General features: G+C 64.4%; 7 protein-coding genes and 1 pseudogene. 6 read left to right on the top strand and 2 right to left on the bottom strand.

Going from position 1 to position 8,361, the window contains the following annotated elements:
- The coding region (locus Q0D45_RS14250) for an alanine racemase C-terminal domain-containing protein (RefSeq protein ID WP_293393966.1) at positions 1-376 on the top strand (376 nt) is incomplete at its 5' end.
- A 16-nt stretch (positions 377-392) separates the two neighbouring features.
- Here Q0D45_RS14250 and panE read toward each other — a convergent pair.
- Positions 393-1,346: a 2-dehydropantoate 2-reductase gene (gene panE, locus Q0D45_RS14245; RefSeq protein WP_293393964.1), complete on the bottom strand. Its 954-nt coding sequence runs from the start codon at positions 1,344-1,346 to the stop codon at positions 393-395.
- 292 nt (positions 1,347-1,638) lie between these two features.
- Between panE and imuA the strand changes: the two genes are divergently transcribed.
- The 5 genes from imuA (at position 1,639) to Q0D45_RS14220 (ending at position 7,909) form a co-directional block, all read left to right on the top strand.
- A complete protein-coding gene (imuA, locus tag Q0D45_RS14240; protein WP_293393962.1) occupies positions 1,639-2,274 on the top strand; it encodes a translesion DNA synthesis-associated protein ImuA in 636 nt (211 codons plus the stop codon).
- A 5-nt stretch (positions 2,275-2,279) separates the two neighbouring features.
- The gene (locus Q0D45_RS14235) at positions 2,280-3,719 is read left to right on the top strand and encodes a DNA polymerase Y family protein (RefSeq protein ID WP_293393960.1); all 1,440 of its coding nucleotides are present in this window, start codon (positions 2,280-2,282) and stop codon (positions 3,717-3,719) included.
- Positions 3,720-3,755: 36 nt separating this feature from the next.
- Positions 3,756-6,833, top strand: coding sequence for an error-prone DNA polymerase (locus tag Q0D45_RS14230; protein WP_293393958.1), 3,078 nt, complete (start codon positions 3,756-3,758; stop codon positions 6,831-6,833).
- 147 nt (positions 6,834-6,980) lie between these two features.
- The gene (lexA, locus tag Q0D45_RS14225; RefSeq protein WP_028475081.1) at positions 6,981-7,604 is read left to right on the top strand and encodes a transcriptional repressor LexA; all 624 of its coding nucleotides are present in this window, start codon (positions 6,981-6,983) and stop codon (positions 7,602-7,604) included.
- Positions 7,601-7,909, top strand: coding sequence for a hypothetical protein (locus Q0D45_RS14220; RefSeq protein ID WP_293393955.1), 309 nt, complete (start codon positions 7,601-7,603; stop codon positions 7,907-7,909). Before lexA ends, Q0D45_RS14220 begins: the two co-directional genes overlap by 4 nt.
- Before the next feature lie 256 nt (positions 7,910-8,165).
- On the opposite strand, the pseudogene Q0D45_RS14215 reads toward Q0D45_RS14220, so the two are convergent.
- Positions 8,166-8,361 (bottom strand): annotated as a pseudogene (locus Q0D45_RS14215) (o-succinylbenzoate--CoA ligase); the annotation flags it as partial.

The raw sequence follows: 8,361 nt of genomic DNA, 5'->3' as shown, positions 1-8,361 counted from the left end.
GATGACCGTTGCCAGCCGCTTGATCGCGGTCCACGAAGTACCGGCCGGTGACACGGTCGGTTACGGCGGCACCTACGTCTGCCCGGAAGCGATGCGGGTCGGTGTCGTCGCGGTTGGCTATGCCGATGGCGTGCACCGCATCCTGCCGACCGGCGCACCGGTGCTGATCCACGATCAGCGCGTGCCGATCATCGGCCGGGTGTCGATGGACATGATCACCGTCGATCTGCGCAGCTTGCCGCAGGCGGCGGTCGGCGATGCCGTGACCTTGTGGGGACCGGGCCTGCCGGCCGAGGAAGTCGCGACCTGGGCCGGCACTTTATCTTATGAGCTGTTCTGCGGCCTGACCAACCGCGTGCACTACCGCTACGTCTGAAGGCAAGCCGGATCGCTCAGACTTTCTGGCGTGCCGGCTTTTTCAATGTCGCCTCGTGGATCTTCAGGCTGGCGTGCGCGGCTCGCAGCAAGGGAGCAGCAATGCCATGTTTCGCGCCGCGTGCGATCAGGTCGCCGAGGATGTGATCAGCCTCGACCTTGCCGCCCTGTTCGAGGTCGCGAAGCATCGACGCTTTTGCCCGCGAACCGGGTTCGGTCAGGATCGTCCGCGTGCCGTCGAGCACATGCTGACGCGGCGCGTAGCCGTGAGCGGCGGCAATGGCTGCGCATTCGTCGATGGTGTCGAGCATCAGTTGCCGGCCTTCCGGCGCCACGACGATCTGGCCGACATTGGCGTGCATCAGACAGGTCATGCCGGCGAGGCTGGCCAGCATCACCCACTTCTCCCAGACCGCCTGCTGGATGCTGAAGCTGGCGCGGCCATCGAACTTGCAGCCCTGCATCAGCGCTTCGATCGCTTCGACTCTGGGCGTGCGGCGATCATCGGCTTCGCCGAACCGCAGCGCGTGCATCTCCGACATGTGCTCGATCGCGCCGTCCTTGTCGAGCCGCACGGCAATCGAACACAGCCCGCGCAGCACCTGGTCGGCGCCGAAACGCTCATCGAGCAGCTCGAAATGGCGCAGGCCGTTGAGCAGCGGCAGCACCGCCGTTTTCGGGCCGACAGCCGGCGCGATTGCGGTCATCGCTGCTTCAAGGTCATAGGCCTTGCAGGCGAGGATCACCAGATCGAAGCTTTCGTGAATGTGGCCGCCGATCAGCACCCGCGGCTTCAGGCGCAGATCGCCCTGCGGGCTACGCACCACCAGACCATTGCCGCGCAATTGGGCGGCGCGGTGTTCGCGCACCAGAAAGCTGACATCGCGTCCCGCTTCCAGCATCCGTCCACCGAAATAGCCACCGGTGGCGCCGGCGCCGAGCATCAGCACTTTCATGTTCTTGAGAGTCATTCCTGAGAGGTGTTCCGGGTGTTTCGTCAGCGATGACGAATTCAAAATCTTGTTCAGCAGGATGATCGCTCAATGTGACCGCTTTCGTCTTCGCCCGGTGGTTCACGAGTGATCAAGGCGCGATCGGCGAGACGCCAAACGGCAGATGCGGAATTGCTTTGGAAACTGTATAAATATACATATACAGTCGTCTTCGGCAGATTCCGATGTTCTCTCATCCAGAAATTTCATTCATTGAAATCAATTGCTTGAATGCTTTTCTGCGGACGCCTGGCGTCTGCCGGAGCGTTTCATGACGGCCCCGGCGCCGTCCTTGAGCGAAGTGCTGGCGCGGCCTGATGTCTGGCGCGGCGGCGACTTCGCCCGGGTCACCGCCGAACCCAGCGGCCATGCCGAACTGGATCGCCGGTTGCCGGGCGGCGGCTGGCCGGTGGGCGCGCTGACCGAGCTGTTTCCGGAAGCCCAGGGCATCGGCGAGATGCAGCTGGTACTGCCGTGGATCGCCCGGCTGACTCAGGCCGGCGGCCGCGTGGCGATGGTCGATCCGCCGCATCTGCCGTTCGCGCCGGCGCTGGCCCAGGCCGGCATCGTGCTCAGCCGCCTGCTGCTGGTGCGGCCGCAGTCCGAGGACGGCGGCCTGTGGGCGACCGAGCAGATTCTCCGTGCCGGTTCCTGCGGTGCGGTGCTGGCCTGGCCGGGGCGGCTCGGCGCGGTCGAGTTGAAACGTTTCCAGCTCGCCGCCGAAACCGGCAAGACCACCGCCTTGCTGTTCCGCGAGCCGCGCGCAGCGGCAGAATTTTCGCCGGCCGCGCTGAGGCTGAAGCTCACTGCGCGGCCGGGTGGCCTGCGCATCGACATCTTCAAATGTCGCGGCGGCACGCCGGCGGCGGTTGATGTGCTGCTGCCGGCACTGGCTGCGAACGGCTGATCGCCATGCTCTGGCTTTGCCTGCATCTGCCACAGTTTTCGCTGGAAGCGCTCGGTGACGCATCTGCCTCTCAGGTCGTCACCGGGCGTCGGGGCGCACGCCGCTGGGTGATCGCCGGGGCGGCTGATCGCATCGCGCCGGGCACTGACTGGGGCACCGTGCAGGTGCTGCACCCGGATCTTCGTGCCGCCGAGCGCAAACCGCGCGCCGAGCGCGAAACGATGCAGGCGCTGGCCGCCTGGGCCTGGCGTTATGGCTCCGAACTGGTCTGGGAAATCACCGAAAGCGAACTCGATTTCGGGCTGCCCTGTGCGCTGCTGTGGGTCGAGATCGGCGCCAGCCTGAAGCTGTATGGCGGGCTCGAAGCGCTGCTCGCACATCTCGATGCCGGCTTCGCCGAGACCGGCCATGTCGGCAGCCTCGCCGTGGCACCGACCCTGGAAGCGGCGGCGCTGTTCGCCCGCATCGGGCTGGCTGAGCCGGTGATCGAGCGCGAACAACTGCCAGCGGTACTCGATGCGCTGCCGCTGGCCTCGCTGATGCTGACGCCGCGCACCTTGGAAGCGCTGAAAGCAATCGGCCTGAGCCGGATCGGCGAGTTGCTGGCGCTGCCGGCCGCTGCGCTCGGCAAGCGTCATGGCGCGCAACTGGTCACCTTTCTGGACCGCCTGCTCGGCCGCCGGCCGGACGTGCGGCCGCGCTGGCGGCCACCGGCGAAGTTCCAGCGCCGGATCGATCTGCTCGGCGAAGTCGAGTACACGGAAGGTCTGCTGTTCCCGCTGCAGCGGATGACCCGCGAACTCGGGAATTTCCTCAAGGCCCGCGATACCGGTTTGCAGGTGTTCCGATTGACCCTGCTTCACGGTCGCGCCAGCGGTGGTCGGCTGCAGGCGGACACCGTGCTCGATCTGCGGCTGGCGACTTCGGCCCGCGATCCCGAACGGCTGCTGCGCGTGCTGCGCGAGCAGCTGAGCTGCACGCCGTTGCCGGCACCGGTGCGCAGCCTGCGACTCAACGCCGAGCAGTTCATCGAACCGGCGACCGGCCAGCGCGACCTGTTCGATGCCACGCGCGGCGATGACGAGGCCTGGAGCCAGTTGGTCGAGAAGCTGGTCGCGCGGCTCGGTGCCGAAGCGGTGACTTCGCTCGGTCTGATCGCCGATCACCGGCCGGAACGTTCCTGGCGTACGCGTGCCTGTGACGCACCGCCTGCGGAAGTTGCACGGGTGACGGCGCCACCGAGACCGATCTGGCTGATCGATCCGCCGAAGCCCTTGTCGACGACACCGAAAGCGCTCGCCGCGGCCGAGCGGCTCGAAGGTGGCTGGTGGGATGGCGGCGATGTGCTGCGCGACTACTACCACGCCGATCTGCACGGCGGCCGTTTCTGGGTGTTCCAGGATCGCCTGACCAGCGCCTGGTTCCTGCAGGGTATCTGGGCTTGATCGGGCCTGATTGGGCCTGATCGGACAAGCCGCGCCATGGCCTACGCCGAACTGCATTGCGTCTCGCACTACAGCTTTCTGCGCGGCGCTTCGTCACCGGATCAGCTGGTCGAAGCCGCAAAAGCGCAGGGCTACACGGCGCTGGCGATCACCGACGAATGCTCGATGGCCGGCATGGTGCGCGCTTACGTCGCGGCGAAGAAGCATGACTTCAAGCTGATCGTCGGCAGCGAGTTCCAGCTCGATGACGGCCTGCGTTTCGTATTGCTCGCGCCTTGCCATCGCGCTTACAGCGAAATCTGCCGGCTGATCACCACGGGCCGCCGCGCGGCGGACAAGGGCGACTACTTCCTGACTCGCGACGATCTGCACGATCTCGATCAGGTGTTCGCGCTATGGCTGCCGCCGGATGACGACGCCATCGCCGAAGCACAGGGCGCGTTCATCGCTACCACTTTCGGCGCGCGCGCCTGGATCGCCGTTGAACTGCATCGCTATGGCGACGACCGCGCGCAACTGAACCGCTTGCTGAGTCTTGGCTGTCATCTCGGCTTGCGCTGCACAGCGGCCGGCGATGTCCACATGCATGTTCGCGAAGCGCGCTTGCTGCAGGACACGATGACCGCGATCCGTCACAGCCTGGCCTTGGAAGACTGCGGTACGCGGCTGTTCCCGAACAGTGAGCGGCATCTGCGGCCGATCGCTGAACTGCAGCAGCTGTATCCGGACGCATTGCTGGCCGAAGCCGCCGCGATTGCCGGGCGCTGCAGCTTCACGATGGCCGGGCTGAACTACGAATATCCACACGAACTGGTGCCGGATGGCCACACGCGCAGCAGTTGGTTGCGTGTGCTGACTGAACAGGGCCTGCGCGATCGCTGGCCAGAAGGTGAGCCAGCCTCGGTGCGCAAGACCATCGAGATGGAGTTGGAACTGATCATCGAGCTTCGTTACGAAGCTTTTTTCCTGACCGTGCACGACATCGTCCGCTGGGCGCGTGCGCAGACGCCGGAAATCCTCTGCCAGGGCCGCGGATCGGCGGCGAATTCGGCGGTCTGCTACGTGCTCGGCATCACCAGCGTCAATCCGGCCGAGCAGCACCTGCTGTTCGGACGTTTCCTGTCCAGGGAGCGCAACGAGCCGCCGGATATCGATGTCGATTTCGAGCATCAGCGCCGCGAACTGGTGATGCAGTACATCTACAACAAGTACGGCCGTGACCGCGCCGCGCTGGCGGCGACGGTGATCCGCTATCGCCGCAAGTCGGCGATTCGCGATTGTGGCCGCGCGCTCGGCATCGCTGCCGACGAGATCGATCGCCTGTCGAGTTCGCTGGCCTGGTGGGATGCACCCGAAACGCTGCCGGATCGCCTGCGCGAACAGGGTTTCGATCCTGAAGCGCCGATCGTCGCGCGCTGGCTTGCGCTGGTGCGGGCACTGGTCGGCACACCGCGACATCTGTCCCAGCATGTCGGCGGCTTCGTCATTTCCGAGCATCCGCTGCACGAACTGGTGCCGGTCGAGAATGCGGCGATGCCGGACCGCACGATCATCCAATGGGAGAAGGACGATCTCGAAGCGCTGGGCTTGCTGAAGGTCGATTGCCTGGCGCTCGGCATGCTCAGCGCGATCCGACGGATGTTCGAGTTCGTCGAACGGCAGATCGGTGTGCGGCATTCGATCGCCAGCATTCCGCGCAATGATGAAAAGACCTACGCGATGATCCAGGCGGCCGATACCGTTGGCGTGTTCCAGATCGAATCACGCGCGCAGATGAGCATGCTGCCGCGGCTGAAGCCGAAGAATTTCTACGATCTGGTGATCCAGATCGCGATCGTCCGGCCGGGGCCGATCCAGGGCGGCATGGTTCATCCCTATCTGAAGCGGCGGAATGGTCTGGAGCCGGCTATCTATCCGAGCGATGCGTTGGAGAATGTGCTCAGCCGCACGCTGGGTGTACCGCTATTCCAGGAACAGGTCATCGAGATCGCAGTAGTTGCCGCCGGTTTTTCTCAGGGCGAAGCGGATCAACTGCGTCGCTCAATGGCCGCCTGGGGCAGAGATGGCAGCCTGATGCCGTTGCGCCAGCGGTTGCTCGATGGCATGGCGAAGAACGGTTACAAAGAAGACTTCGCCGAACAGATCTTCGAGATGATCAAGGGCTTCGGCAGCTACGGGTTTCCGGAGTCGCATTCGGCGAGCTTCGCGCTGCTTGCCTATGTCTCGTCCTGGATCAAGCGTCATCACCCGGCGGCGTTCTTCGCCGGGCTGATCAACAGCCAGCCGATGGGCTTCTACGGGCCGGCGCAGCTGATCCGTGAAGCGAGGCGGGCAGGGGTTGAAGTGCGCGGGGTCGATGTGAGGAACAGCGACTGGAACTGCACGCATGCAGACAACGGCACCAAGCATGGCGCGATCCGGCTCGGCCTGCGTCTGGTCGATGGTCTGAACGAGGACATGGCGACGTGCATCATGGCTGCGCGCCGGCAATCGCCTTTCGTCAACATCGAAGATCTGGTGCGCCGCGCCGCGCTTGATGTTGCCACTCGTCGCTTCCTGGCCAAGGCCGATGCGCTGCGCACTTTGGGCGGCCATCGTCATGCCGTGCACTGGCGAGTGCAGGGCATCGAAGACCTGCCGGCGATGCTGGCGGGTCATGCGTCGCTGGAAAGCGACGTCGCCCTGCGAACGCCGCATGAAGCGGAAGAGGTGCTGGCCGACTACCAGAGCATCGGCCTGACCCTGCGGCGTCATCCCCTGGCGCTGCTGCGGCCCAGATTGGCGAAGCTCGGCGTGCGCACCTCGGCCGATATGGCCATGTTCGCGCACCGGCAGAGCGTGCGAATCGCGGGCTTGGTGCTGAACCGTCAGCGACCGCAGACCGCCAAAGGTGTGCTGTTCATGACCTTGGAAGACGAGACCGGCTGCCACAACCTGGTGGTTTGGAAAAAGAGCTTCGACTCTCAGCGCGCCGTGGTGCTCGGCAGTCGCCTGCTGATCGTCACCGGCGAACTGCAGAAGGTCGATGACGTCACGCATATCGTCGCCAGGCGCTTTCGCGATATCAGCGACTGGATCGCCGATATGCCGGTCGTGTCGCGCAACTTCCATTGATGGCGCGTTGAACGAGTGGCAAAAACGGTCACCCATAAAAAACGCCGACGAACGGCGCTGATATGAATTGGTAAAACGCCGACGAACGGCGCTTTACAGGCTCAGGCAATGACTTGTATAAATATACATATCAAGGACGCCTCAACAATGACTGATCTTACTGCAAGACAGACTCAGGTACTCGACTTCATTCGCAAGCACATCGCCGATAACGGTGGTGCGCCCACGCGCGCTGAAATCGCCGCCGCTTTCGGTCTGCGTTCTGCGAACTCCGCCGAACAGTATCTGCGCACCTTGGCCGAGAAAGGCCATCTGGAAGTGACTGGCCAGGCGCGCGGCATTCGCCTCGCGGCTCAGCATCGCGAACGCCGGGTCGAGATGCTGAAAGTTCCGGTCGTCGGTCGTGTCGCGGCGGGTCTGCCAATCCTCGCAGTCGAGAATCTGGATGATCATCGTGATCTGGCTGCGAACCTGTTCGAGCCGGCGCCGGATTTCCTACTGCGGATCAAGGGCCACTCGATGCGCGACGCCGGCATTCTCGATGGTGATCTGCTCGCCGTGAAGCGCGCCCAGAACGCGATGAACGGCCAGATCGTCGTCGCTCGCATCGGCGATGAAGCAACGGTCAAGCGCTTCCGGCGCGAGGGCCACATCGTCAGCCTGATTCCTGAAAACACCGACCCGGCCTACCAGCCGATCGTCCTCGACCTGCGCGAGCAGGAACTGGTGATCGAAGGACTGGCCCTGGGCGTCATTGGAGTACGTCGATGAACCTGCAACAGCAACGCGAAGAAGCCCGCCGCCGCCGTCTGGTCAACCGCAACGTCGCCCAGCATCGCCAGTTGTACTTCGACGAGGCCCGCCGTGGCGTGGTCAGCAGCGCCGGCACGGTTCGCCGCAACAGCCCGCGCCTTGTGTTGTCTGCCGCTCAAAGCGATCCAGTCGTCGACAGCCCCGCGATCACCCTCGCGCTGAAGCTCGGTATCGTCACGCTGATGGCGGGCCTGCTGATACAGCATAAAAGCGCGCTGCTGCAGGCCGTGTTGTCCTTGCTGCCGTCCGGCCTGATCGGCTGAGCCCGGCCATGCTGACGCAGAACGGGCAGGTCGCTCGCAGCAGTCAGCAGGATTCTGGCCTGCCGCTATTGGCGCGGCCGGTCTCCGATTACAACTCCTGCTGGTCGGCGCTGCCGGATCTGCTTCGAGCAAGAGTCGAACCCTTGCTCGAAGCAAGCTGCGCCCTGGAGCCGCACAGCAACAGACGTTCGACTCCTGTCGGTTCAGGCGCATGCCGGGCCTGAACACAGCAGCGCCCGGCAACGGTTCGGAATCGCTACTGCGTCGCGATCGCCGCGCGTTTGCCGCGCAGCACGAACTTCTGGATCTTGCCGGTCGCGGTCTTCGGCAGTTCAGCGACGACATGAAACGACGTCGGCACCTTGAAGTGGGCAAGGCTGGCGCGGCAGAACGTCTTGAGTTCGCCGTCGGCAAGGCTGTGACCCGAACGCAGCACGACGAAGGCTTCCGGA

The organism is Nevskia sp., assembly GCF_023266035.1.
In the GTDB taxonomy this organism is placed as follows: Bacteria; Pseudomonadota; Gammaproteobacteria; order Nevskiales; family Nevskiaceae; genus Nevskia.
Note: the sequence above shows the minus strand (reverse complement) of the source record. Positions and strands in the feature narration are given on the sequence as shown.